Genomic DNA, 25,495 nt, shown 5'->3' with positions numbered 1-25,495 from the left:
CGGCGGATTATACCGGCGCGTTCTCGCCAGCGCCAACCGCTTGACCTGGCGGGAGAAATTTCCGGGTGAAGGCCTCGGCCGAGAGCGGGCGGCTGACCACATAACCCTGGATCTGCAGGCAGCCTTCGGCGGCCAGGCAGAGTTCCTGGGCTTTGGTTTCCACGCCTTCGGCGATCACCGTCAGTTGCATGCTGTTGCCCAGGGCGATGATGGCGCGGGTGATCGCCAGGTCGTGCGGGTCGTCCGGCAGGCCACGGACGAAGGACTGGTCGATCTTCAGTACGTCCAGCGGCAGGCGCTTGAGGTAGCTGAGCGAGGAGTAGCCGGTGCCGAAGTCGTCGATGGCCAGTTGCACGCCGAGCTGTTTGAGGTGGTGGAGGATGTCCAGCGCTTCGCCGGACTGGTTCATGATGAAGTTCTCGGTGATCTCCAGTTGCAGCAGCTCCGGCGCCAGGTTGTAGCGTTGCAGCAGTGCGCTGATGCGCGGCAGCAGGCTGGGCTGGTGCAGTTGGGCGCCGGCGAGGTTGACCGAGAGGGCGCCGAAGTCGCGGCCGCTTTCCTGCCAGTCCTGCAGTTGGCGGCAGGCTTCTTCCAGCACCCAGTCGCCCAGCGGCAGGATCAGCCCGCTTTCTTCGGCCACCGGGATGAAGCGATCCGGCGGGATGTCGCCGAACACCGGGTGCGGCCAGCGTACCAGCGCTTCGGCACCGACCAGGCTCTGGCTGCGCAGGCAGTACTTGGGCTGGTAGTACAGGCACAGCTCGTTGCGCTCCAGGGCGCGGCGCAGTTCCTGTTCCATGGCCATGCGTTCGTTGACCTGGAAGGTCAGCGAACGGGTGTAGAGCTCGCTGCGGTTACGACCCTTGGCTTTGGATTGGTACATGGCCGCGTCGGCGTTCTTGACCAGGGTGGCGACGTCGAGGCCGTCCTTGGGGTAGAGGCTGATGCCGATGCTGGCGCTGATGAAGAACTCGTGGTTGTCGAGCTGGAACGGCGCGCGAAAGCATTCGAGCAGTTTCTGCGCGACCTGCTCGGCGTCCTCCGGCTGGTGCAGGCCGGGCAGCAGGATGATGAATTCGTCGCCGCCGAGACGGGCCACGGTGTCGACATCGCGCAGCTGCAGTTTCAGGCGTGCGGCGATGGCCTTGAGCAACTGGTCGCCGACCGGGTGGCCGAGGCTGTCGTTGATCTGCTTGAAACGGTCGAGATCGAGAAACAGCACGGCGCCGAGCTTGTCGTCGGCGCGTGAGCCATCCAGGGCGCTGCGCAGGCGGTTCTCGAACAGCAGGCGGTTGGGCAGGCCGGTCAGCGGGTCGTGGTGGGCCTGATGATCGAGGCGTGCCTGGGCATGCTTGAGGCTGGAGATGTCGGCGAACACGCCGACGAAGTGGGTGATCTGGTTATCGCTGTTGCGCACGGCGCTGATGGTCAGCCACTCGGGGTACAGTTCGCCGTTCTTGCGTCGGTTCCAGATTTCCCCCTGCCAGTGACCATTGGCCGCCAGGCTGTGCCACATGGCGGTGTAGAAGGCGTTATCGTGCTGGCCGGAGGAGAGCAGACTGGGGCGCTGACCGAGCGCTTCGGCCTCGCTGTAACCGGTGATCTGGGTAAAGGCGCGGTTGACTGCGGTAATGCGCTGCTCGAGGTCGGTGATCAGCACGCCTTCGGCGGTGCTTTCGAACACGGTGGCGGCCTGCTGCAGTTCTTCCTGCATCTGCTGGCGTTCGGTGATGTCGCGGGCGATGGTCAGCAGGCATTCGTCGCCGCCAATGGGCAGCGGCTGCGCGGAAAGTTCGCAGAGGCGCAGCTGGCCGCTCTTGGTGCGCACCGGGGCGATCAGGTCGCGCACGCTGCCTTGCTCGCGAATCCGTTGCACCAGGTGTTCACGATCTTTCGGGTCGGCCCAGATGCCCAGGCTGAGGGTGCTTTGTTCGGCAATCTCGTCGAGGCTGTAGCCGGTGATGCGGCTGAAACCGTCGTTGGCCTCCACCAGCAGGCCGTCGCGCAGACGGGTGATCAGCAGGCCGTCGGGCGAGGCGTGGAAGGCCTTGGCGAACTTCTCTTCGGATATCTGCAGTTGCTGCTGGGTGCTCTTGAGCTGGCTGATGTCGCGCACCACCACGACCAGTGCCGGGGTGTTGTCGAGCACGAACTGACTGGCCGAGATGAGACCGGTGAACAGGCTGCCATCGGCGCGGCGGAAGAGCATTTCCAGGTTGCGCAGGCTTTCGTCCTGCAGGCGCAGCAGCAGGCTCGGGCCGATGCCGGGCACGCCCCATAGATCGAGTTCAGTGGCGGTCTTGCCGATGGCCTGCTCGACGCTGATGCCGGTCTGTTCGGTGAAGGCGGTGTTGGCCTCCAGCAGTACACCGTCGACGCGCCGGGCAATGATCAGGATGTCCGGGCATTGTTGGAACACCGAGGCGAACTTCTGCTCCGACAGGCGTAATGCCTGCTCGGTCTGCTTGGCGTCGCTGATGTCGACCATCACGCCGCGAATTACCTGGCGGTCGTCGCGTTGCAGCAGGGTGACGATATCGCGCACCCACACCGTGCGCCCGTCAGCGGCGAGCAGGCGGTATTCCAGGGCGTGGTCGTTGCCGGCCGAGCATTGTTCCAGGCAGGTGCGCAGGGTGCGCTGGTGATCGTCCGGGTGCAGGTGGCGTTGCCAGAAGCCGGGCTCCAGCCATTCGTGCAGGGGGTAGCCCAGCAATTTTTCCGCATGGGGTGAGACGTAGGTGTAGGTGAGCCCGCTGGACTCGGTCTCCCAGGTGATGGCCGAGAGGCTTTCGACCATGTCGCGAAAGTGCTGCTCGCGGTTACGCAGTTCCTGCTCCAGCGCTTCACGGTTGCGCATCTCGCGTTTCAGGCGGCGGTTGATGCGCAGGATGATGGCGATGACCGCCAGCAGGCCAAGCAGGGCCGGCAGACCGTAGAGCAGGGTTTCGTGCCAAACGCTGCGTTTGTCCAGCACGCTGCCGACCCAGGGTTCCTGCAAGGCGGCGATTTCTTCTGCGCTGAGCTCGGCGAAGAGTTTGTCGAGGATGCCGACCAGCATGCTCTGGCTGCGCGGGGCGGCCATGGCCAACTGATAGCGATAGGGTGTTTCGCCGCTGATATAGACGCCGTCGAGCTTGAGCTGGCGCAGGCTCCAGACGCTGGAGGCAAGATCGCCGACCATGGCATCGACCTGGTTGGTCGCCAGCGCCTGCAGGGCGGCGGCGACGTTGCGCAGCGGCAGCAGGTTGAGATCGGGGTGTTGCTGGCGCAGCAGCTCGTGCGGTGCGTAGTCAGCCACCACGGCAATCTTCAAACCGTACAGCTCATTGAGCGTTCTCGGCTGCGGCCCGCCGTTGCGGGCGAGGATGACGATGGGAAAGTCCAGGTAGGGGCGGGTGAAGATCAGGTATTCCTGGCGTTCGGGTGTCGACATCACGCCGGGGAGCAGGTCAACCTGGCCCATGCGCGCCTGCTCCAGTATCGCGCTCCAGGTGCTGGGCTCGACGGGCTGCAGCGCCACGTCAAGGCGCTCTTCGATCAGCCTTACATAGGCGGCGGTCAGGCCGTGATAGTTACCCTGTTCGTCACGAAATTCGAAAGGTGGCCAGGATGCATCGACACCCAGGCGTAGTTCGGGGTGGGCTACCAGCCAGGTGCGCTCGTCCTCGTTGAGTGTCAGGGCTAGGGCCGGGGTCATCCAGTACGCCAGGCACAACAGCACAATGGCCGGCAAGCGGGACATAACGGCCTCGTTTTGCGATCAGTATCGTCGTAGTGTAGATCGGCCATGCCGGGATGGCAGTTTGATTGCAGCGCCTGCGCTGCCTTTGGCTGGCCGGGCGCACGGCCCAGAAAGCAAAACCCCCGGCTTGGGCCGGGGGTTCTGGTATCACTCGTCGAGGAAGGAGCGCAGATGCTCGCTTCGCGTCGGGTGGCGCAGCTTGCGCAGCGCCTTGGCTTCGATCTGACGGATACGCTCACGGGTGACATCGAACTGCTTGCCCACTTCCTCGAGGGTGTGGTCGGTGTTCATGTCGATACCGAAGCGCATGCGCAGGACCTTGGCTTCACGGGCAGTGAGGCCGGCCAGCACTTCGCGAGTGGCTTCCTTGAGGCTTTCGACCGTGGCTACGTCGATCGGGGACTGCATGGTGCTGTCCTCGATGAAGTCGCCCAGATGCGAGTCTTCGTCGTCGCCAATCGGGGTTTCCATGGAGATCGGCTCTTTGGCGATCTTCAATACCTTGCGGATCTTGTCCTCGGGCATTTCCATGCGTTCACCCAGCTCTTCCGGAGTGGGCTCGCGACCCATTTCCTGAAGCATCTGACGGGAGATGCGGTTGAGCTTGTTGATGGTCTCGATCATGTGCACCGGAATACGGATGGTGCGCGCCTGGTCGGCGATCGAACGGGTGATCGCCTGGCGAATCCACCAGGTGGCGTAGGTCGAGAACTTGTAGCCGCGACGGTATTCGAACTTGTCCACCGCCTTCATCAGGCCGATGTTGCCTTCCTGGATCAGGTCGAGGAACTGCAGGCCGCGGTTGGTGTACTTCTTGGCGATGGAGATGACCAGACGCAGGTTGGCCTCGACCATTTCCTTCTTGGCGCGGCGAGCTTTCGCTTCACCGATGGACATGCGCCGGTTGATGTCCTTGATCTCGGCCAGGCTCAGGCTGCACTCGGCTTCCAGGTCGGCCAGCTTCTGCTGGCAGCGCTGGATGTCACCCTGCAGGTTGCCCAGGGCTTCGGCGTACTTGGCCTTGCCCTTGGCCAGGTCGGCGGCCCAATCCATGTCGATTTCGTTGCCCGGGAACAGGCGCAGGAAGTCGGCACGCGGCATGCGCGCATCACGTACGCACAGCTGCATGATGGCGCGTTCTTGCGCACGCAGACGGTCGAGGGCGTCGCGCACCTGGGTGACCAGGGCGTCGTACTGCTTGGGCACCAGCTTGATCGGCATGAACAGCTCGGCCAGGGTGGCCAGCTCTTCGGTGGCCTGCTTGCTGCCACGACCATGCTTCTTCAGCGCCTTGAGGACTTTGTCCTGCTGCTCGGCCACGGCGGTGAAACGGCGAGCCGCTTCTTCCGGGTCCGGGCCGCCATCGCCTTCTTCTTCCTCGTCGTCGCCGCTCTCGTCTTCTTCTTCGTCGTCGCTTTCTTCAGCGGCGGCGCCTTCCTTGACGGGAACGGGGGCGGCGGCTTCGTCAGGCACGCTGCCGTCATCCGGGTCGATGTAGCCACTGAGGACTTCGGCCAGACGGCCGCCTTCGGTGGTGACGCGGGTGTACTCGGCGAGGATGCCGTCGACGGTGCCGGGGAAGTGAGCGATGGCGCTCATGACTTCGCGGATGCCTTCCTCGATGCGTTTGGCGATTTCGATCTCGCCTTCGCGGGTCAGCAGTTCCACGGTGCCCATTTCGCGCATGTACATGCGCACCGGGTCAGTGGTGCGGCCGATATCGGTCTCGACAGCGGCGAGGGCGGCAGCGGCTTCTTCGGCTGCAGCCTCGTCGGTGTCGGCATCGGCCAGCATCAGGGCGTCTGCATCCGGAGCACTCTCGTGTACCGGGATCCCCATGTCATTGATCATGCGGATGATGTCTTCCACCTGCTCAGGATCTGAAATGTCCTCAGGCAAGTGGTCGTTGACCTCTGCGTAAGTCAGATACTTCTGCTCACGACCCAGGGTGATCAACTCTTTGATACGAGATTGCTGCTGCGCTTTTACGGACATAACACCCTATCCACTGAAGGTCTTGGCGGGCTGAAAACAAGCCGAGGATTATACCTCGGTTTTGGCTTTAGGCGCCAGTTGGGGACTTGCTGCTCGGTGAGGAGGTCAGGCTGTAGTGCTCTCTGAGCAATGTCTTCTCCTCGTCTGTGAGCTCGCTGGGGCTTTTATGAATGATGCTGCGGAGCGCCTTTTCACGCCGCCTCTGCGATTGGCTATTTGCAAGTGTAGTAATGGTGTCGAAAAACTGCTGTTCAAGGTTGTCACCCTGGATCAGCCATTCTTTCTCCGCCAGCGCCCGCAGCAGGCGACCTTGTTCGGTGCCGTGCCAGCGGGCGATCAGTTGCAGCGAACGCAGGTTGGGCGTTTTCTGCAGGGCACCGACCAAGGCCACGAGAAGCTGAGCGTAGGTGTCGTCTTCGTCGGCGAAATGGCTGACATCTTCGACCTTCTGCGCCAGGTGCGGATGGTGCAGCAACGTGCGCAGTGCGATCAGGTGCGGTGATTCGACGCTCACGGCAGTGCGCGGGGCACGTGGTGCGAAATCGCCCTTGCCCTTCTTGCTCCACTTGCCGCCGCCATCTTTTTTCCAGCTGCTCTTGCCGCCTTCGTTGCTGCGCTCGTAGTGCTGCTGGGGTGGTGCGGGCTGCTCGTAACCGCCGACGTCCGGCAGGTTGTCGTAGTAGGCGCTGTCGGGGATGTCGCCGTAATCAGGGTAATCGCCGCTGGGCGCCTGACTGGTGGTGCTCGGCGCGTGACTGCGCGGGGCACTGGCGACCTGGCTCAGCGCTTCGCCGGAAAGGCCCGTGATCTCGCTCAGGCGCTGACGCATCAAGGCGCGCAGGTTGTTGCCGGGGATCTTGTCGATCAACGGCGCGGCCAGGGTCACCAGGTGTGCCTTGCCTTCCAGTGAGCGCGGGTCGGCTTCTTCGCACAGCTGCTGGAAGAAGTAGTCGGCCAGTGGTTGCGCGTGCTGGTTGATGCGCGCGCGGAAGGCGTCGGTGCCCTCGGCGCGGACCAGGGTGTCCGGGTCTTCGCCTTCGGGCAGGAACAGAAAGCGTGCGCGGCGACCGTCCTGCAGGCTCGACAGGGTGGACTCCAGGGCGCGCCAGGCGGCGTTGCGCCCGGCAGCGTCGCCGTCGAAGCAGAACAGCACGCTGGGCACGATGCGGAACAGGCGCTTGAGGTGCTCTTCGCTGGTGGCCGTGCCCAGGGTCGCCACGGCATTGCGCAGGCCCTGCTGGGCCAGGGCGATGACGTCCATGTAGCCTTCGACCACCATGATCTCGTCGAGATCGCGGTTGTGCTTGCGCGCCTCGTAGAGGCCGTAGAGCTCCTGGCCCTTGTGGAACACCGGGGTTTCCGGCGAGTTCAGGTACTTGGGCTTGTCGTCACCCAGCACCCGGCCACCGAAGGCGATCACCCGGCCGCGGCTGTCGCGGATAGGGAACATGATGCGGTCGCGGAAGCGGTCGTAGCGCCTGCCGTTCTCGGCGTTCTCGATCAGCAGGCCGGCGTCGATCATGACCTTCTGCTGCAGGGCGTCAGCGCCCAGTTGCTTGAGCAGGTTGTCCCAGCCGGGCGGGGCGAAGCCGATGCCGAAGTCGCGGGCGATTTCGCCGGTCAGGCCGCGGCCCTTGAGGTAGTCCACCGCGTACTTGCGCTGTGGATGGCTTTTCAGCGCCTGGCGATAGTGCTCGGCGGCGGCATTGAGCAGCGGGTAGAGCGGTGAGTCGACCGGCTGTCTGGGTTTGTGTCCGCGGCCGCTTTCTTCGCGCGGCACGTCCATGCCGGCGCGTTTGGCCAGCTCCTCGATCGCCTGGGGGAATTCCAGTTGATCGTGATCCATGACGAAGCCGAGGGCGTTGCCACCGGCGCCGCAGCCGAAGCAGTAGTAGAACTGCTTGTCCGGGCTGACGGTGAAGGAGGGGGTCTTTTCCTTGTGGAACGGGCAGCAGGCGCTGTAGTTCTTGCCGGTCTTCTTCAGTTGGATGCGCGAACTCACCACATCGACGATGTCGGTGCGGTTGAGCAGGTCATCGATGAAGGATTGCGGGATCAGGCCGGCCATAGGCGCTCAGCATACTGCCCGGCGCAAGCGCGGGACAACGGATGGGTAGAAAAGCAAAAACTCCGCTCACTCGCTAAGGTGCGAGGCGGAGTCTTTCAAATGCAATGCCCGGCCAGGCCGGGCATTCGAGCGTTGCGTGTACGGTATTAGTACAGGCGAACGCTGCGACGCTGCTCGCGCTGCACTTTCTTGGCGTGACGCTTAACAGCGGCAGCGGCTTTGCGCTTACGCTCAGCGGTCGGCTTTTCGTAGAATTCGCGGCTACGTACTTCAGCCAGTACGCCGGCTTTTTCGCAGGAGCGCTTGAAACGACGCAGGGCTACGTCGAAGGGTTCGTTCTCTTTAACTTTGACGGCTGGCATCCAGGTCGTACCTTCGTTAATTACCGGTGTTCAACGCGCTCCCGGCAAATGGCTCGGGTTGCGTCGGTTTTTAAGGGTTGCGGATGTTACCCCCTCGAGCCGAGGAATGCAAAGGCCTCTGATCGAAAAGCGCTGGCCGCTCCGCCGGGCGGCGCTTATCATGCGCGCCTTTGTTCCACGCGGCAAATCAAGGCTCAAGCTCCATGCTCGTACTGGGATTGGAAACCTCCTGCGATGAAACCGGCGTCGCGCTCTATGACAGTGAGCGCGGCCTGCTGGCCGACGCCCTGTTCAGCCAGATCGACCTGCATCGCGTCTACGGCGGCGTCGTGCCGGAGTTGGCCTCGCGCGATCACGTCAAGCGCATGCTGCCGCTGATCCGCCAGGTGCTGGACGAAGCGGGCAAGCAGGCCAGCGACATCGACGCTCTGGCCTACACGGCGGGGCCCGGCCTGGTCGGCGCGCTGCTGGTCGGTGCCTCCTGCGCGCAGGCGCTGGCCTTTGCCTGGGGCGTGCCGGCCATCGGCGTGCACCATATGGAAGGTCATTTGCTGGCGCCGATGCTGGAAGAGCAGCCGCCAGCCTTTCCGTTCGTCGCCTTGTTGGTGTCCGGCGGCCACACCCAGTTGGTACGAGTCGATGGCATCGGCCAGTACCAGTTGCTGGGCGAGTCGCTGGACGATGCCGCCGGTGAGGCCTTCGACAAGACCGCCAAGCTGATGGGGCTGAATTATCCGGGCGGCCCGGAAATCGCCAAGCTGGCCGAGCAGGGCACGCCGGGGCGCTTCGTCTTCCCGCGGCCGATGACCGATCGCCCGGGGCTGGATTTCAGCTTCAGCGGCCTCAAGACCTTTGCGCTCAATACCTGGCAGCAATGCCGCGACAGCGGTGACGACCTCGACCAAGCCCGTCGCGACATCGCGCTGGCCTTCCAGCAGGCGGTGGTCGAGACTCTGACCATCAAGTGCAAGCGCGCGCTGAAGCAGAGCGGGCTGAACAGCCTGGTCATCGCTGGTGGCGTGAGTGCCAACAAGGCATTGCGTGAGCACCTGGAGCGCATGCTGGGCGAAATGAAGGGCAAGGTGTTCTACGCGCGGCCACGTTTCTGCACCGACAACGGCGCGATGATCGCCTACGCCGGTTGCCAGCGCTTGCTGGCCGGGCAGCATGAGGATCTGGCGATCAAGGTGCAGGCGCGTTGGCCGATGGAGTCGTTGCCGGCGCTGTGAGCGCCATTTGGTATTTACGCGTAGGAGCGAGCTCTGCTCGCGAAGCTTTTCGGTTCGCGAGCAGAGCTCGCTCCTACAGGTTTTGTTTTTCAGTCAAAAACGGCGCTCGCGGCCGGCGAACAGATCACGCAGATTGCTGCGGTGGCGCCAGACGATCAATCCAGTGAGCACGCAGGCCGGTAACAAGGCTGCCGGTTGTTGCCAGGCCAGCAGCGGCAGTGTCAGCGGTGTGGCGATCAGTGAGGCCAGCGAGCTGGTGCGGGTCAGCAGAAATACCAGGGCCCAGGCCGCCAGGGCGAGCAATGCGGCCGGTGGGTAGAGGCCGAGCAGCATGCCGGCGGCAGTGGCCACGCCCTTGCCGCCTCGAAAGCGGAAGTACAGCGGGTAAAGATGGCCGACGACGGCCGCCAGGCCGATCCAGGCCTGCTGGTGCAGGCTGAGGCCGAACAGCTTGGCGATCAGGATCGGTAGCAGGCCCTTGAGCAGGTCGCCGATCAGCGTCATCACGGCGAGTTTCTTGCCGGCCACGCGCAGCATGTTGGTGGCGCCGGGGTTGCCCGAGCCACTGGCGCGCGGGTCTGGCCCGCCTGCAAGTCGGCTGAGCAGTATGGCGAAGGACAGCGAACCGAGCAGGTAGGCAAGGATTGCCAGAAGCCAGAACATGGTGGCCATTCCAGGGCATGGGATGGCCCGATTCTAACGAGGTGCAGCGCCCTTGTCGTGGCGCGGAGAGTGCGGGTGGACAGAGTATTTATCGAGGGGCTGGAAGTCGACACGGTGATCGGCGCCTACGATTGGGAGCGCGAGATTCGCCAGTGCCTGCGCCTGGACCTGCAGATGGCCTGGGACAACCGCCCCGCCGCCGCCGGTGATGACCTCAACCTGGCGCTCGACTACGCCAGCGTGTCCACGCGCATTCAGGCCTTCGCGGCCGAGTCGCAGTTCATCCTGGTTGAGACCTTCGCCGAACGGCTGGTGCAGACCCTGATGGAAGAGTTCAACATTCCCTGGATGCGCCTGAAGCTGACCAAGCCCGGCGCGGTGCCAGCCGCTCGCGGTGGCGTGGGCGTGGAGATCGAGCGCGGATGCCTCTGACTCGGGTCTTTCTCGGCCTCGGCAGCAATGTCGAGCGCGAGGCTCACCTCACCGCAGGTCTCGATGCGTTGGCGGGGCTGCTCAGCGACATGCGCTGCTCGCCGGTGTTCGAGAGCCATGCGGTGGGCATCAAGAGCGGCAACTTCTTCAATCTGGTGGTGGTGGGTGAGACTGAACTGCCGCTTCTGGAGTTGGACCGCCGGCTGAAATTCATCGAAGCCGACAATGGCCGCTACGCGCCGGAGCGCAAGGGTTTGCCGCTGGACATCGACGTGCTGCTGTATGGCGAGCAGGTCGGCAATTTCAACGGTCTGATCCTGCCGCGCGCGGAAATTCTCAAGAACGCCTTCGTGCTCTGGCCGCTGGCGCTGTTGGCGCCGCAGCTGCAGCACCCGGTAGCTGGCCGTTCGTTCGCCGAGCTGTGGGCCTCGGCGCAGATCGATCAGCAGTTATGGCCGGCGGCTTTCCACTGGCGTGGTACCGAGCTGACGCCGGTAGAGTTGCTGCAGACGCGCCCTGTGTAGCCCGGATGCAATCCGGGTGGCGGCCTCAGAATTACCCCGGATTGCATCCGGGCTACGGCTGATTTCTGTTTGATCGCGCGTATCGGTGTAGGAGCCCCGCCCCGGGGCGAAAGCGATTGTGGCCGTTCAGAAAGATTTGCGGCTTGGCCACAATTCGCCGCGGGGCGCGGCTCCTACAAGGCTATTGGTCCTTGTAGGCCTTGAGCGCCTGCAGACGCTCGCGGTTGAGCGCCTCGCCCAGCTCTGCACCCTTGAATCCCTTCTCCAGCAACGGTTTGACCGGTACCTGCCGTGCTGCCTCGGCGGCGCCCAGCAGGTAGGCGGCCTGCGGATACTCGCGTTGCTCCAGGCCCAGGCGCCCGCGCGCATCCATCTCGCAGGCGGCGACGAATTCGGCGAAGCGCTGCGGGCGGCGAAACACGTCGAAGCGTTGCAGCAGTTCCAGCAGCGTCGAGGGGCGCAGCTCCAGCGCGCGGTGGCCGTGGGTATGGAATTCACCTACCAGCGATGCCAGCTCGGCACAGTCACGGGGCGCTTTGCAGCGTTCGTTGATCGCCTGTATCAGGGGCAGACCTTTGTGCTCATGGGCAATATGCCGTGGCCATTCGGCCTCCGGTGTCAGGCCTTTGCCGACGTCATGCAGCAGGCAGGCCCAGCGCACGTTCAGCTGCTGGTCGTGCTCCGCGCACTGGCGCAACACGCTCAACACATGCACGCCGGTGTCGATTTCCGGGTGGTGCGCCTGCGGTTGCGGCACGCCGAACAGATCGTCGACTTCCGGCAGCAGGGCGGCCAGCGCGCCGCAGTCGCGCAGGACCTGGACGAACACGTCCGGGCAGGGCTCCATCAGAGCACGGGAGATTTCCTTCCAGCTGCGTTCGGCGGTGAGGTGAGCCAGTTCGCCGGAATCGGCCAACTGACGCATCAGCGCCAGGGTTTCTGGCGCGATGCTGAAACCGAGCGGCGCATAGCGCGCGGCGAAGCGGGCCACGCGCAGGACGCGCAGCGGATCTTCGGCGAAGGCCGGGGATACGTGACGCAGGATGCGGGCTTCCAGGTCTTGCTGACCGCCATAAGGATCGATCAGGTTGCCATGGTCGTCCTCGGCCATGGCGTTGACGCTGAGGTCGCGGCGGATCAGGTCTTGTTCCAGCGTGACCTCGGGGCTGGCGTGGAAGGTGAAGCCGCCATAGCCGCGCCCGCTCTTGCGCTCGGTACGGGCCAGTGCGTACTCCTCGCCCGTTTGCGGGTGCAGGAACACCGGAAAGTCGGCGCCCACCGGACGGTAGCCGAGCTCCAGCATCTGCTCGGCGCTGGCGCCGACCACGACCCAGTCCACTTCACTGACGGGGCGACCGAGCAGGCGATCACGCACTGCGCCGCCGACTTTGTAGATCTGCATGTATGTTCCTCCACTGAGCGCAGAGGATACCGAAGATCGAGGTGGGGCGCGCCTTGCGGGTCGGTATATAGGTCAAGGCGTGGTCATGGCAACCGCTCAAATGGGCGGAATGATCAGGTCCAGCCTCGGGTATTCGCTGTCGCCCTCCGAACTGCCGCGCGGTGGCACATGCTGGGTGGTGATCAACTGGTCGCCCTGGCAGACCTCCAGATGAATGTCGAAGCCCCACAGCCGGTGCAGATGCTTGAGTACCTCGCCGGTGGAGTCTCCCAGCGGTTTGCGGTCATGCTGCTGATGGCGCAGGGTCAGCGAGCGGTCGCCGCGACGGTCGATGTTCCAGATCTGCACGTTGGGTTCGCGGTTGCCCAGGTTGTATTGCGCGGCGAGCAGCTCGCGGATGGTGCGGTAACCCGGCTCGTCATGAATGGCCGGCACCAGCAGTTCGTCCTTCTGGTCGTCGTCGAGAATGCCGAACAGCTTGAAGTCGCGAATCACCTTGGGCGAGAGGAACTGCAGGATGAAGCTCTCGTCCTTGAAGCTGTTCATGGCGAACTTGAGCGTGGTCAGCCAGTCGCTACCGGCGATATCCGGGAACCAGCGCTTGTCCTCCTCGGTGGGCGCCTCGCAGATACGGCGGATGTCGCGGTACATGGCAAAACCCAGGGCATAGGGGTTGATGCCGCTGTAGTAGGGGCTGTCGAACGGTGGCTGGTAGACCACGCTGGTGTGCGACTGCAGGAATTCCATCATGAAGCCGTCGGTGACCAGGCCTTCATCGTATAGGTCGTTCATCAGGGTGTAGTGCCAGAAGGTGGCCCAGCCTTCGTTCATCACCTGGGTCTGACGCTGCGGGTAGAAGTACTGGGCGATCTTGCGCACGATGCGGATCACCTCGCGCTGCCACGGCTCCAGCAAGGGCGCGTGTTTTTCCAGGAAGTAGAGGATGTTTTCCTGCGGTTCGGCGGGGAAGCGCTTGCTGTCCTTCTCGCTGCCCTTGTCTGCGCTTCTGGGAATGGTGCGCCACAGGTCGTTGATCTGCTTCTGCAGGTGCTCCTCGCGTTCCTTCTGGCGCCGGCGCTCCTCCTCGGCAGAGATGGGGTAGGGGCGCTTGTAGCGGTCGACGCCGTAGTTCATCAGGGCATGGCAGGAGTCGAGCAGCTCCTCCACGGCGTCGATGCCGTAGCGCTCCTCGCATTGCATGATGTACTGCTTGGCGAATACCAGGTAATCGATGATCGAGCTGGCGTCGGTCCAGGTACGGAACAGGTAGTTGCCCTTGAAGAAACTGTTGTGGCCGTAGCAAGCGTGAGCGATCACCAGCGCCTGCATGCAGATGGTGTTCTCTTCCATCAGGTAGGCGATGCACGGATCGGAGTTGATCACGATCTCGTAGGCCAGGCCCATCTGCCCGCGCTTGTAGCCTTTTTCTGTGGAGAGGAAGTGCTTGCCGTACGACCAGTGGTGATAGCCCAGCGGCATGCCGACCGAGGCGTAGGCATCCATCATCTGTTCGGCGGTGATCACTTCGATCTGGTTGGGGTAGGTGTCCAGCGCGTAACGTTCGGCGATGCGCGCGATTTCCTTGTCGTACTGGCGGATCAGGTCGAAGGTCCACTCCGAGCCGGTGGAGATCGGCTCGCGCTTTCTGCTGCTGGCATTCATGGCTTGGCCCTCAACTCACCAGGCGACGCTGGAACAGTTCGCGGAACACCGGGTAGATGTCCGCAGCGGACACCAGTTGCTGCTGGGCGAAGCTGTCGGCGAAGGCTTCGGCCACCTGTTCGTACTCGAACCACAGCGCCTGGTGCTCACGTGGGGTGATCTCGACGTAGGTGAAGTACTGCACGAACGGCATGATCTGGTTGATCAATATATCCCGGCACACCGGCGAGTCATCGTTCCAGTTGTCGCCGTCCGATGCCTGGGCGGCGTAGATGTTCCACTCGTTGACCGGGTAGCGCTCGGCCATGACTTCCTGCATCAGCTTCAGGGCGCTGGAAACGATGGTGCCGCCGGTCTCGCGGGAGTAGAAGAATTCCTCTTCGTCCACCTCTTTCGCACTCGTATGGTGGCGGATAAACACCACGTCGATCTTGTCGTAATTGCGCTTGAGGAACAGGTACAGGAGGATGAAGAAGCGCTTGGCCACGTCCTTGGTGGCCTGGGTCATGGAGCCGGAAACGTCCATCAGGCAGAACATCACTGCCTTGGAGCTGGGGTTGGGCTGCTTGGTCAGCAGGTTGTACTTGAGGTCGAAGGTGTCGAGAAACGGCACGCGGTGGATGCGCGCACTGAGGCGTTCGATTTCCTCCTGAATTACCTGTATATCGCCGAAGTTGTCCGGTTCTTCCCGTCGTAGTCGCTCGAGTTCGGCCTTGGCTTCACGCAGTTTGGCGCGGCTGGAACCGGACAGGGCGATGCGCCGTGCGTGCGCCGAGCGTAGGGTGCGCACGATGTTGATACGTGACGGGTTGCCTTCGTTACTTATGCCGGCGCGCACGGTCTTGAAGGTTTCCGCACCGGTCAGGTGGCGCTTGACCAGGTTTGGCAGCTCCAGATCCTCGAACATGAAGTCGAGGAATTCTTCCTGGGTGATCTGGAAGACGAACTCGTCCATGCCTTCGCCGGAGTTGCTCGCCTTGCCACTGCCGCGTCCACCACCGCCGCCTTGTGGGCGTGGAATGCGCTCTCCGGTGGTGAATTCCTTGTTGCCCGGGTGAACGGTGGTCTGTTTGCCGCCGCGGCCGTGATGCAGCACTGGCTCGTCGATATCGCGACCAGGAATGCTGATCTGCTCGCCGTGCTCCATGTCGGTGATGGAGCGCCGGCTGACGGCTTCCTCCACCGCCTTCTTGATGTGCTCACGGTAACGCCGCAGGAAGCGCTGGCGGTTAACCGTGCTCTTGTTCTTGCCGTTGAGGCGTCGGTCGATCACGTAGCTCATGACATCTCCTTCGAACCTGTTCAGAGTCTGCTGCGCGTCGGCCCTGCTGCGTTAAAAACAGTTTCGGACTGCTCATTTACAGCTCGTAAACTCCGCGTCCTCACCTGTTTTCGCCTGGCAGCGCTCTAGCTCGCGAGACTTTGAACAGGTTCTTGCCCGCCCGTGGCCACGGGCGAGCAGCGAATGACACGGCGCGCGCCGCGCGCCGGGTAGGGCTTACTGAGACTTGCGAACCCGCAGGTACCACTCCGACAGCAGGCGCACCTGCTTCTCGGTGTAGCCGCGCTCGACCATGCGTTTGACGAAGTCGTTGTGCTTCTGCTGATCCTCCTTGCTGCCCTTGGCGTTGAAGCTGATGACCGGGAGCAGATCCTCGGTGTTGGAGAACATTTTCTTCTCGATCACCACGCGCAGCTTCTCGTAGCTGAGCCAGGTGGGGTTCTTGCCATTGTTGTTGGCGCGGGCGCGCAGCACGAAGTTGACGATCTCGTTGCGGAAGTCTTTCGGGTTGCTGATGCCGGCCGGTTTCTCGATTTTTTCCAGCTCCTCGTTGAGCGCCACGCGGTTGAGGATCTCGCCGGTCTCCGGGTCGCGGTACTCCTGATCCTGAATCCAGAAGTCGGCGTACAGCACGTAGCGGTCGAAGATGTTCTGCCCGTACTCGCTGTACGACTCCAGATAAGCGGTCTGGATTTCCTTGCCGATGAACTCGATATAGCGCGGCGCCAGGTACTCCTTGATGTAGCGCAGGTAGCGCTCGCGCACCTCGGCGGGGAACTGCTCCTGCTCGATCTGCTGCTCCAGCACGTACAGCAGGTGCACCGGGTTGGCGGCGATTTCGTGCGGGTCGAAGTTGAATACCTTGGACAGAATCTTGAAGGCGAAGCGGGTCGACAGGCCGTTCATGCCCTCATCGACACCCGCGCTGTCGCGGTACTCCTGGATCGACTTGGCTTTCGGGTCGGTGTCCTTGAGGTTCTCGCCGTCGTAGACGCGCATCTTCGAATAGATGTTGGAGTTCTCCGGCTCTTTCAGGCGCGACAGGGTGGAGAACTGAGCGAGCATCTTCAGGGTGTCCGGCGCGCAATGGGCCTTGGCCAGCGAGCTGTTGATCAGCAGCTTGTCGTAGATCTTGATCTCGTCGGTCACGCGCAGGCAGTACGGCACCTTGACGATATAGATACGGTCGATGAAGGCCTCGTTGTTCTTGTTGTTGCGGAAGCTGTGCCATTCGGACTCGTTGGAGTGGGCCAGCAGGATGCCGCTGTAGGGAATCGCGCCGAGGCCTTCGGTGCTGTTGTAGTTACCCTCCTGGGTAGCGGTGAGCAAGGGGTGCAGCACCTTGATCGGCGCCTTGAACATCTCGACGAATTCCATCAGGCCCTGGTTGGCCCGGCACAGCGCGCCCGAGTAGCTGTAGGCGTCGGCGTCGTTCTGCGGGAATTCTTCCAGTTTGCGGATATCCACCTTGCCGACCAGGGCGGAGATGTCCTGGTTGTTCTCATCGCCTGGTTCGGTCTTGGCCACGGCGATCTGGTTGAGGATCGACGGGTACAGCTTGACCACGCGGAACTGGCTGATATCGCCGCCGAACTCCTGCAGGCGTTTGGTGGCCCAGGGCGACATGATCGAGCTGAGGTAGCGCCGCGGGATGCCGTAATCCTCTTCGAGGATGGCGCCGTCTTCGGTGGCGTTGAACAGCCCCAGCGGCGACTCGAATACCGGCGAGCCCTTGATGGCGTAGAAGGGCACCTTCTCCATCAATTGCTTGAGCTTCTCGGCCAGCGAGGATTTACCACCGCCCACCGGGCCCAGCAGATAGAGGATCTGCTTCTTCTCTTCCAGGCCCTGAGCGGCATGGCGGAAGTAGGAGACGATCTGGTCGATGCACTCTTCCATGCCATGGAAGTCGGCGAAGGCCGGATAACGGCGGATCACCTTGTTGGAAAAGATGCGTGACAGGCGTGAATCGCTGGAGGTGTCCAGCAATTCCGGCTCGCCAATGGCCATCAGCAGGCGCTCGGCCGCAGTGGCGTAGGCGCTGCGATCCTGTTTGCACAGTTCGAGGTACTCCTGCAGCGAGTACTCCTCCTGGCGGGTCGCCTCGAAACGTTGTTGGAAGTGACTGAAAATGCTCATGACTTCACCTCGCTCGATGCTGAAAGCTGGCTCGGGATCGGTCGTGCGTGCAGGTGCTGGGTAACTCCGGCTTAGAGACAAGTCGGGAAGAATCCCCCAAAACCTAAAAGTCGTTACCGATGGCCCGATGCCGGTTGGCCGGCTCTACCTTGAGTGGGATGGCCTGAGTAACAGAATAGTTCGTTCTGCCGAGGGTCAAGGGCTGGGTAACGATAACTGGATGTTACCGTACGTCGGGAAGTGGCGGCAGGCCAGAGCGGGCGCGGCTTGCCGCCTGAAGAAATTTATTCTTCGCTGCTTTGTGCCGTTTCGCTCGGGTAAGTGGCGTGCCACAGCTCGAAACCGCCGTCGAGGCTGTACACCTCGGAGAAGCCCTGGCCGACCAGATAGGCCGCTGCGCCCTGGCTGGAATTGCCGTGGTAGCAGGAGACGATCAGGGGTGCATCGAGATCGGCATGGGTAATGAAGTCATGCAGCGAGTGGTTGTCGAGGTGACGCGAGCCGCTGATATGGCCACTGGCGAAGCTCTGTGGGTCGCGAATGTCGACCACGACGGCGCCCTGGGTGCGCAGTTCCTGCGCCTGCTGTGGGGAAATACGCTTGAATTCGCTCATGTTCGGTGCCTTCGAGTGATTCGTGGGGGCGCCTCTGGCGCTCATTCCTTGGGACAGGTGCAGCGGTGAAGTGCTCCGCTGTCGACATCGAGCAGGGTCATCGCACCGCCCCAGACGCATCCGGTATCCAGTGCGTAGAGGCCCGGCTCCTGGCAGTGGCCTTCCAGCGCTGCCCAGTGGCCGAAGATGATCTTCTCACCGCGCATCTTGCGCTGCGGATGGCTGAACCAGGGGGCGAAGCCGGGTGGGGCGCTGCCAACACCCTCCTTGCTCTTCAGATCCAGCGTGCCATCGGCTCTGCAGAAGCGCATGCGGGTGAAGTAGTTGGTGATCACCCGCAGGCGGGTCACGCCGTGCAGGTCCTTGCTCCACTTGGCTGGCTCGTTACCGTACATGCCATCGAGAAACAGCGGCAGGCGGGCATCGTCACGCAACGCTTCTTCGACCTCGGCTGCGCGGCGCAGTGCCTTGCCCAGTGTCCATTGCGGGGGGATACCGGCATGTACCAGGGTCACTTTGCGTTCGGCGTCGTGGTGCACCAGCTTCTGCATGCGCAGCCAGTCGAGCAGGTCGTTGCGGTCCGGCGCGTCGAGAATCTCGCGCAGGGTGTCGCCCTTCTTCAGGCGTTCGACATTGTGCGCGGCGGCCAGCAGGTGCAGGTCGTGGTTGCCCAGCACGCAGGTGACCGCATGGCGAATGGAGTAGAGAAAACGCAGGGTTTCCAGCGATTGCGGGCCGCGATTGACCAGGTCGCCGACCAACCAGAGCTGGTCGTGCTGCGCATCGAAAGACACTTGTTCGAGCAGGCACTTGAGCGGTTTCAGGCAGCCCTGCAGGTCGCCGACGGCGTAGACGGCCATCAGTGCAGCGCTCCGGGCACCGCCAGACGGAACGGGGCGATGGTCGCGTCGAAGCGTTTTCCGTCTTCGGCGAGCATCTGGTAGCTGCCCTGCATGGTGCCGACCTGAGTGGCCATGACCGTGCCGCTGCTGTAGGTGTGGCTGGCGCCGGGTTCGATATGCGGCTGCTGGCCGATCACCCCAGCGCCACGCACTTCCTGCACCCGCCCGTCGCCATCGGTGATGATCCAGTGGCGCGACAGCAGTTGAGCGGGCAACTCGCCGTTATTGACGATGGTCACGGTGTAGGAGAACGCGTAGCGGTTCTGCTCCGGCTGCGACTGCGCGGCCAGGTAGCGGGTGGTGACGCTGACGTCGATCTGATAGCGAGGGTCGGACATGCGAAGAATCCGTTGAGCGTGATTGCAGTTTAGACCTGCTCGGCCGAAGGCTGCAGGGCCAGCTGGTCGGCCAGGCGGACGAAGGCGGCCAGATCCAGCTGCTCGGGGCGCAGGCTGCCGTCGACGCCTGCGGCTTCGATGGCCTCGGCGGGCAGCAACTGCTTGAGCGTGTTGCGCAGGGTCTTGCGGCGCTGGTTGAAGGCTTCACGCACGACGCGCTCGAGCAGGCGATGGTCCTTGGCCGGGTGCGGCAGGGTTTCATGCGGCACCAGGCGGACGATGGCCGAGTCGACCTTGGGCGGCGGGTTGAAGGCGCCGGGGCCAACGTTGAACAGATGCTCCACGCGGCAGTGGTACTGCACCATGATCGACAGCCGCCCCCAATCACCACCGCCAGGGCCGGCGGCCATGCGCTCGACCACTTCCTTCTGCAGCATGAAATGCATGTCGCGAATCAGCGGTGCGTTGTCCAGCAGGTGGAAAATCAGCGGTGTGGAGATGTTGTAGGGCAGGTTGCCGACCACCCGCAGGCTGCGCGGCGCCGCCTCGAGGCGGGCGAAGTCGAACTTCAGGGCGTCGCCCTGATTCAGGCGAAAGCGCGGATTGTCACCGAACTTGCCCTGCAGGATGGGAATCAGGTCGAGGTCGAGTTCGATCACGTCGAGCTGCGCGCCGCTGCCGAGCAAACCCTCGGTAATGGCACCCTGACCTGGGCCGATTTCCAGCAGATGTTCGCCTTCCTTGGCGCGAATGGCGCGCAGGATACGGTCGATCACCCCGGCATCATGCAGGAAGTTCTGGCCGAAGCGCTTGCGCGCGCGGTGTTGGTATTCGGACATGTGCGGCTCCGCGGAGCGCCTCGAGGCGTGGCGCTCGAGGCTGGATGCAAAAAAGAAAGTCGCACAGTCTACCAGCGAATGGCGCCGCGGGCGCGGGCTGCGGCCTCAGTGGTTCACTCCGTGCGGCTGGCAGCCATCTGGTAGGCGGTTTCCAGCGCCACCTGCAGGCTGCCGATATCCACCTTGCCAGTGCCGGCCAGATCCAGGGCGGTGCCATGATCCACCGAGGTACGGATGATCGGCAGACCCAGCGTGACATTGAGCGCCGCACCGAAGCCCTTGAACTTGAGCACTGGCAGGCCCTGGTCGTGGTACATGGCCAGTACTGCATCGGCGTGCTCCAGGTACTTCGGTGTGAACAGGGTGTCGGCCGGCAGCGGGCCGATCAGGTTCACGCCTTGAGTGCGCATGCGCTCCAGCGTCGGTTCGATGATCTCGATTTCCTCGCGGCCCAGATGACCACCTTCGCCCGCATGTGGATTGAGCCCGCAGACCAGGATGCGCGGCTCGGCAATACCGAACTTGCTTTGCAGATCGGCATGCAGGATGCGGATAACGCGCTCCAGGCGTTCGGCCGTAATGGCGGCCGCGACGTCTTTCAGCGGCAGGTGCGTGGTGACCAGCGCCACGCGCAAGCCGCGGGTCGCCAGCATCATCACCACCTGCTGGGTGTGAGTGAGTTCGGCGAGAAACTCGGTGTGCCCGGAGAAGGCGATACCGGCCTGGTTGATCACGCCCTTGTGCACGGGGGCGGTGATCATCCCGGCGAACGTGCCGTCCAGGCAGCCCTGGCCCGCGCGGGTGAGGGTCTCCAGCACGTAGGCCGCGTTGGCTGGTGCCAGCTTGCCGGGCTCGACAGTGACTGCCAGTGGCGTATCCCAGACGTACAGAGCGCCCGCTGCGGCAGGACGATCAGGCCATCCTTGCGGGCCGACACCCAGCAGTTCGATATTCAGCCCCAGCTGCTTGGCGCGCTCAGCCAACAGCTCGCGACTGGCGATAGCCACCAGTGGCGCAGGCTGCGCCATCTGCGCCAGCAGCAGGCAGAGATCGGGGCCGATGCCGGCGGGCTCGCCTGGTGTGAGGGCAAAGCATTGCTGCACAGTCATGGTCGCTCTCTATACGGGCTGGGGCGTCAGTTTACGCTGCCGGGCCAATAACGAAAAAGCCCGGCACTGGGCCGGGCTTTGCTGATCGATACCGCTATTACAGCTTGGTCTCGACGTAGGCTTCGTCGCGGATCTGGCGCAGCCAGGCCTGCAGTTCCTCGTCGTACTTGCGGTTACGCAGCACGTTTGCGGCCTGTTGCTCGCGGAACTGCGCGCTGCTGTCAGTGGCGCGGCGGCCCATGACCTGCAGCACGTGCCAGCCGTAAGGGCTCTTGAACGGCTTGGACAGCTCGCCGCTGGCGGTGTTGTTCATCACTTCACGGAACTCGGGCACCAGCGCGTTGGGGTCGATCCAGTTCAGATCGCCGCCGTTGAGCGCAGAACCCGGGTCTTCGGAGAAGCTCTTCGCCAGTTCGGCGAAGTCCTCGCCATCGACGATGCGCTGATACAGGCGCTCGACCAGGCGACGGGTTTCTTCTTCGCTGCGAATCTCGCTGGGCTTGATCAGGATGTGGCGAACATGCACTTCGTCACGCACCTGGGTGTCGCCGCCGCGCTTCTCGATCAACTTGAGGATGATGAAGCCGCCCGGCGTGCGCACCGGCTCGGTGATCTCGCCCGGATTCAGCTGGCTGATCATGTTGTCGAACGGTGGCGGCAGCTGACCGGCTTTACGCCAGCCCATCTCGCCGCCTTCCAGGGCGGTTTCACTGGCGGAGCGGGAAATCGCCAGTTGCGCGAAGTCTGCGCCTTGCTGCAGCTGCTGATACACCTCCTGCGCCTGACGGTCAGCCGCCTGGATTTCGCTGGAGGAGGCACCCTCGGATACTGGGATCAGGATATTGGCCAGACGGAACTCTTCCGACAGCTGCATCTTGCCCAGGTCAGAGGCGAGGAAGTTCTGTACTTCCTGATCGGTGACCTGGATGCGTTCTGCCACGCGGCGCTGGCGTACACGGCTGATGACCATCTCGCGGCGCACCTGATCGCGGGCATCGGCATAGGACAGGCCGTCGCGTGCCAGCGCTTCGCGGAACTGCTCCAGGCTCATGCCGTTGCGCTGGGCGATGGTGCCCATGGCCTGGTTCAGCTCTTCGTCGGTGATACGAATGCCGGAGCGGTCGCCGATCTGCAGCTGGATGTTCTCGATGATCAGACGCTCGAGCACCTGCTGGCTGAGTACGTTCTCGGGCGGCAGGGCGCCGCCGCGCTTGTCGATGGTTTGTTGCACTTCATGCAGGCGAGCTTCGAGTTGGCTCTGCATGACCACGTCGTTGTCGACGATGGCCACGACGCGATCCAGTGGGCGAACCTGGGCCTGAGCCGTTGCCGCCAGCAGTGCTGCGCCCAATAGCAGGGGGCGCAGGCGATCAGAAAGCTTGGTCTTCACGTTCACGGTAACCTTGAATGCCTTGGTCGAGGAAAGTTTCCACCTTGTTACCAACAACGCCGCCGAGGCCCTTGAGGACGATCTGCAAGAAAATGCCGCGGTCCGGCTCGTCGTTGCGCGATGGGTCGAGGCTGACTTCGTCGTAATCGATCCAGTAGCGGTTGATCAGGCGCAGTTTCCAGCAGCAGCTGTCGTATTCGAAACCACCGAAGGCCTCGAGGGTACGGTTGCGGCCATAGTCGTACTGCCAGCGCGAGATCAGGCTCCACTGCGGAGCCAGCGGCCAGATGACGGAGAAGTCATGCTGGTCGATCTTGTAGTAGTTCTTGATGTAGTTCGGGTTCGGCGAACCGTCGGCAAGGGTCGAGCTGCCGTAGTCCGGGTTGGTCGTCCAGGTACCGCTGTCGCGGTCGTAACGTACGGTGTCGTTACGATAGCGATAGCCGAAGTTGACGATCTTGTTCGGATTGTCTTCCGGCTGGTAATGGAACATTGCGCTGCCCGAACGGGTGGCGTGCTGGTCCGGATCCCAGTTGAAGGTCGAGGAGAAGCGCCAGTCGCGATTGAAGCGATAGAGGTACTCCAGCGCGTAAGGCGACACGTCGGCGGTGGCTTCCTGACGGGCACGGTAATCGATACCCGGCAGTTGAACCTTGCGGTCTTCGAAGTAGAAGGCCTGGCCGATGCTGAAGCGCTGACGCTCGAAACCGTTCGGCTCGATCCAGCGGCTGGTCACGCCCAGCGACAGCTTGTTCTCGTCACCGATACGATCCTTGCCGCTGAAGCGGTTTTCACGCCACAGCGAGGCGTAGCTGAAGGTCGGTTCGCCCGTGTCGAACACCGGGATATCGGTCTGGTCTTCTTCCGGTACATAGAGATAGAAGGCGCGCGGCTCCAGAGTCTGGCGGAAATCCTTGCCGAACAGCTGGGTGTTGCGGTCGAAATACAGGCCGCTGTCGACGCTGAACAGGCCAACGCCACGGTTGGGCGAACGCTTGTAGTCGACGCCGAACCACTGATTGTTTGGATCGTTTGTCGCCAGCTCAGATTTACCCTTGCCATCCAGGTTTACCTGGTACTGCGTCTGCATGTACTTGACCTGAGGTTTGACGAAGCCCCAGCTCCAGTTCAATGGCAGGCTGACGCCAGGCTCCAGGTGCAGGCGTTCGCCATCGGCACGGTTCAGGCCGGTCAGGCGTTCGTCGTACCAGAGGTCCTGCGGGCGACCGGTTACGCCGTCTTTGTCAGTGAAAAAGCCGGAGCGCAGGTTGCGATCGAAGCGCACGTATTCGGTGCCGTAGGTGAAGTCCAGGCCACCCGGATTGAACGGCAGCTTGCCGTCCAGGGTGATCTGCGGCAGGCGATCGTATGGCGTCACATCGGTGATGTTGGCCAGTTCATACGCATGCACGTTCAGGCGTGCGGTATAGCTGTCACCGCGATAGGTCAGGGTGCCGCGCTGGTCGACGTAGGTTTGCTTGTCGATGCCCAGATCGGTATCGAGGTCCTGGAAGTAGTACGGGTCGCTGATGTCGGTGTAGTCGACTTCGGCGAGCAGGCGCGAGTTCAGCCCCTGCTTGTGTTGCCAGCTGTACATCCAGCGCTGATCTTCGTACTCGGACTGCAGTTTGCGCTCGTCTTCGCTGTCGTTCAGCCACGCGCCGCCGACCTGGCCTTCACTGCTCTCGGTCAGGTAGCGGAACTCACCCTCCATCAGCAGGCCGCGTTTGGCCATGTAGGTCGGGTACAGCGTGGCGTCGTAGTTCGGCGCCAGGTTGAAGTAGTACGGCGTTTGCAGCGAGAAGCCGTTGCTGCTCGACGTGCCGATGCTGGGTGGCAGGAAGCCGGACTGGCGACGGTCGTCGATGGGGAAGTAGATGTACGGGGTATAGAACACCGGAATGTCCTTGACCCGCAGCGTCACGTTGGTCGCGGTACCGAAGCCGGTCGCCGGGTTCAAGGTGACGTTGTTGCCCTTCAGGTGCCAGGCATTGTCGCCCGGTTCGCAACGGGTGTAGGTACCATCCTTGAGGCGGATGATCGCGGTTTCTTCGCGCTTGGCGTAGAGCGCGCTACCGCGCACGTGGGCCTGGTGCATCACGTATTCGGCATTGTCGATACGCGCTTCGCCGTTATCCAGCTGCAGTTCGGCGCGGTCGCCGACCACCAGCATGCCCTTGTCGCGCAGGCGTACGTTACCGACCAGCTCGCCACGGTTTTCCGTCTGATGCAGGCTGGCTTCGTCGGCCTCGACCTGCATGCCGGACTGGCGCAGGACGACATCACCGGCCAGGGTGGCGATCTGCTTTTCCTGCTCGAAGCGTGAGGCTTTGGCGGAAACGAACATCGGCGACTCGTTCAGCGGCGTGGTGTCATCCATGCCCGGACGCAGTGGCTCGACGTAGGCGCCCGCGCAGTAGGGGCCGGCCTCGGCCAGCTGCGCGGCAGTCAACTTATCGCGCGGTACCCAGTCCAAGTGACTGTAGTCAGGGCTGCGCGAGGCGAGGGCGCGGCCCTTGCTCTCGGTGACCAGTACCGGGGCGGCATCCTGCTTGGCTACGGCCGTGCTGCTCGAGCCACCGCTGCTGACAGCATCACGGCTGTGCACCGGGCGCGGAGGCAGGGCGCTGGCCGCGGATTTCGGCGCGCAGGCCCAGCCGCCCGTGGGCGACGCCTGGCAATCGTATTGCTCGGCGGCAAAGGACTGTAGGCTGAACGCGGGCTGTAAGGCCAGGAGGCTGCCGGTGACCAGCAGCGGGAATTTCTTGCGGAACGCGGGGTATTTTACTGCCATCTTGTTAGT

The 25,495-nt window shown here is 63.0% G+C and carries 19 protein-coding genes; 3 read left to right on the top strand and 16 right to left on the bottom strand.

The features are described from left to right. Positions 1 to 7: 7 nt before the first annotated feature. The 4 genes from BLT86_RS16050 to rpsU all read right to left on the bottom strand — a co-directional run bounded on the left by BLT86_RS16050 (position 8) and on the right by rpsU (position 8,167). Entirely contained in the window at positions 8 to 3,742 is a 3,735-nt protein-coding gene (locus tag BLT86_RS16050) for a bifunctional diguanylate cyclase/phosphodiesterase (RefSeq protein WP_092378033.1), read from the bottom strand. 147 nt (positions 3,743 to 3,889) lie between these two features. Beyond that, positions 3,890 to 5,737, bottom strand: a complete 1,848-nt coding sequence (rpoD, locus tag BLT86_RS16045; protein WP_074917243.1) for an RNA polymerase sigma factor RpoD — start codon at positions 5,735 to 5,737, stop codon at positions 3,890 to 3,892. Positions 5,738 to 5,804: 67 nt separating this feature from the next. Further along, positions 5,805 to 7,805 carry a DNA primase gene (dnaG, locus tag BLT86_RS16040; RefSeq protein WP_092378030.1) on the bottom strand — a complete coding sequence of 667 codons (2,001 nt, stop codon included), beginning with the start codon at positions 7,803 to 7,805 and terminating at the stop codon, positions 5,805 to 5,807. A gap of 146 nt (positions 7,806 to 7,951) precedes the next feature. Continuing rightward, on the bottom strand, positions 7,952 to 8,167 hold the full coding sequence (rpsU, locus tag BLT86_RS16035) for a 30S ribosomal protein S21 (RefSeq protein WP_003290642.1): 216 nt from the start codon (positions 8,165 to 8,167) through the stop codon (positions 7,952 to 7,954). A 203-nt stretch (positions 8,168 to 8,370) separates the two neighbouring features. Between rpsU and tsaD the strand changes: the two genes are divergently transcribed. Continuing rightward, the gene (tsaD, locus tag BLT86_RS16030; RefSeq protein WP_021488758.1) at positions 8,371 to 9,396 is read left to right on the top strand and encodes a tRNA (adenosine(37)-N6)-threonylcarbamoyltransferase complex transferase subunit TsaD; all 1,026 of its coding nucleotides are present in this window, start codon (positions 8,371 to 8,373) and stop codon (positions 9,394 to 9,396) included. A 93-nt stretch (positions 9,397 to 9,489) separates the two neighbouring features. On the opposite strand, the gene plsY is transcribed toward tsaD, so the two are convergent. Then, a complete protein-coding gene (gene plsY / locus BLT86_RS16025) occupies positions 9,490 to 10,059 on the bottom strand; it encodes a glycerol-3-phosphate 1-O-acyltransferase PlsY (protein ID WP_055985383.1) in 570 nt (189 codons plus the stop codon). A gap of 75 nt (positions 10,060 to 10,134) precedes the next feature. Here plsY and folB point away from each other — a divergent pair, with 75 nt between their 5' ends. Together folB and folK are read left to right on the top strand one after the other, a co-directional pair. Further along, positions 10,135 to 10,491, top strand: a complete 357-nt coding sequence (gene folB, locus BLT86_RS16020; RefSeq protein ID WP_003463543.1) for a dihydroneopterin aldolase — start codon at positions 10,135 to 10,137, stop codon at positions 10,489 to 10,491. Continuing rightward, a complete protein-coding gene (gene folK / locus BLT86_RS16015; RefSeq protein WP_017675680.1) occupies positions 10,482 to 11,015 on the top strand; it encodes a 2-amino-4-hydroxy-6-hydroxymethyldihydropteridine diphosphokinase in 534 nt (177 codons plus the stop codon). The genes folB and folK overlap by 10 nt, the downstream gene beginning before the upstream one ends. A 181-nt stretch (positions 11,016 to 11,196) precedes the next feature. Here folK and BLT86_RS16010 read toward each other — a convergent pair whose 3' ends face one another. From BLT86_RS16010 to BLT86_RS15960, 11 genes are all read right to left on the bottom strand, one after another. Continuing rightward, a complete protein-coding gene (locus BLT86_RS16010) occupies positions 11,197 to 12,417 on the bottom strand; it encodes a multifunctional CCA addition/repair protein (protein WP_092378026.1) in 1,221 nt (406 codons plus the stop codon). Between the two features lie 96 nt (positions 12,418 to 12,513). Next, the gene (locus BLT86_RS16005; RefSeq protein ID WP_092378023.1) at positions 12,514 to 14,079 is read right to left on the bottom strand and encodes a SpoVR family protein; all 1,566 of its coding nucleotides are present in this window, start codon (positions 14,077 to 14,079) and stop codon (positions 12,514 to 12,516) included. Between the two features lie 10 nt (positions 14,080 to 14,089). Next, on the bottom strand, positions 14,090 to 15,361 hold the full coding sequence (locus tag BLT86_RS16000; RefSeq protein ID WP_074679645.1) for a YeaH/YhbH family protein: 1,272 nt from the start codon (positions 15,359 to 15,361) through the stop codon (positions 14,090 to 14,092). A 216-nt stretch (positions 15,362 to 15,577) separates the two neighbouring features. Beyond that, positions 15,578 to 17,500: a PrkA family serine protein kinase gene (locus BLT86_RS15995; protein WP_074679643.1), complete on the bottom strand. Its 1,923-nt coding sequence runs from the start codon at positions 17,498 to 17,500 to the stop codon at positions 15,578 to 15,580. Positions 17,501 to 17,784: 284 nt separating this feature from the next. Beyond that, positions 17,785 to 18,114, bottom strand: a complete 330-nt coding sequence (gene glpE / locus BLT86_RS15990) for a thiosulfate sulfurtransferase GlpE (protein WP_074679641.1) — start codon at positions 18,112 to 18,114, stop codon at positions 17,785 to 17,787. Between the two features lie 41 nt (positions 18,115 to 18,155). After that, a complete protein-coding gene (locus BLT86_RS15985; protein ID WP_092378020.1) occupies positions 18,156 to 18,974 on the bottom strand; it encodes a symmetrical bis(5'-nucleosyl)-tetraphosphatase in 819 nt (272 codons plus the stop codon). Next, the gene (gene apaG, locus BLT86_RS15980; protein WP_074679637.1) at positions 18,974 to 19,354 is read right to left on the bottom strand and encodes a Co2+/Mg2+ efflux protein ApaG; all 381 of its coding nucleotides are present in this window, start codon (positions 19,352 to 19,354) and stop codon (positions 18,974 to 18,976) included. The genes BLT86_RS15985 and apaG overlap by 1 nt, the downstream gene beginning before the upstream one ends. A gap of 29 nt (positions 19,355 to 19,383) precedes the next feature. After that, positions 19,384 to 20,193 (bottom strand): 16S rRNA (adenine(1518)-N(6)/adenine(1519)-N(6))-dimethyltransferase RsmA, encoded by an 810-nt coding sequence (gene rsmA, locus BLT86_RS15975; protein ID WP_092378017.1) that lies wholly within the window; start codon positions 20,191 to 20,193, stop codon positions 19,384 to 19,386. 113 nt (positions 20,194 to 20,306) lie between these two features. After that, positions 20,307 to 21,302: a 4-hydroxythreonine-4-phosphate dehydrogenase PdxA gene (pdxA, locus tag BLT86_RS15970; RefSeq protein ID WP_092378015.1), complete on the bottom strand. Its 996-nt coding sequence runs from the start codon at positions 21,300 to 21,302 to the stop codon at positions 20,307 to 20,309. Between the two features lie 97 nt (positions 21,303 to 21,399). Beyond that, the gene (locus BLT86_RS15965; RefSeq protein ID WP_092380435.1) at positions 21,400 to 22,692 is read right to left on the bottom strand and encodes a peptidylprolyl isomerase; all 1,293 of its coding nucleotides are present in this window, start codon (positions 22,690 to 22,692) and stop codon (positions 21,400 to 21,402) included. Further along, positions 22,673 to 25,486 (bottom strand): LPS-assembly protein LptD, encoded by a 2,814-nt coding sequence (locus tag BLT86_RS15960; RefSeq protein WP_092378011.1) that lies wholly within the window; start codon positions 25,484 to 25,486, stop codon positions 22,673 to 22,675. The genes BLT86_RS15965 and BLT86_RS15960 overlap by 20 nt, the downstream gene beginning before the upstream one ends. Positions 25,487 to 25,495 lie beyond the last annotated feature (9 nt).

It is taken from the genome of Pseudomonas sihuiensis (genome assembly GCF_900106015.1).
GTDB classification, from domain to species: domain Bacteria; phylum Pseudomonadota; class Gammaproteobacteria; order Pseudomonadales; family Pseudomonadaceae; genus Aquipseudomonas; species Aquipseudomonas sihuiensis.
This window is presented reverse-complemented; position numbering and strand designations above follow the sequence as displayed.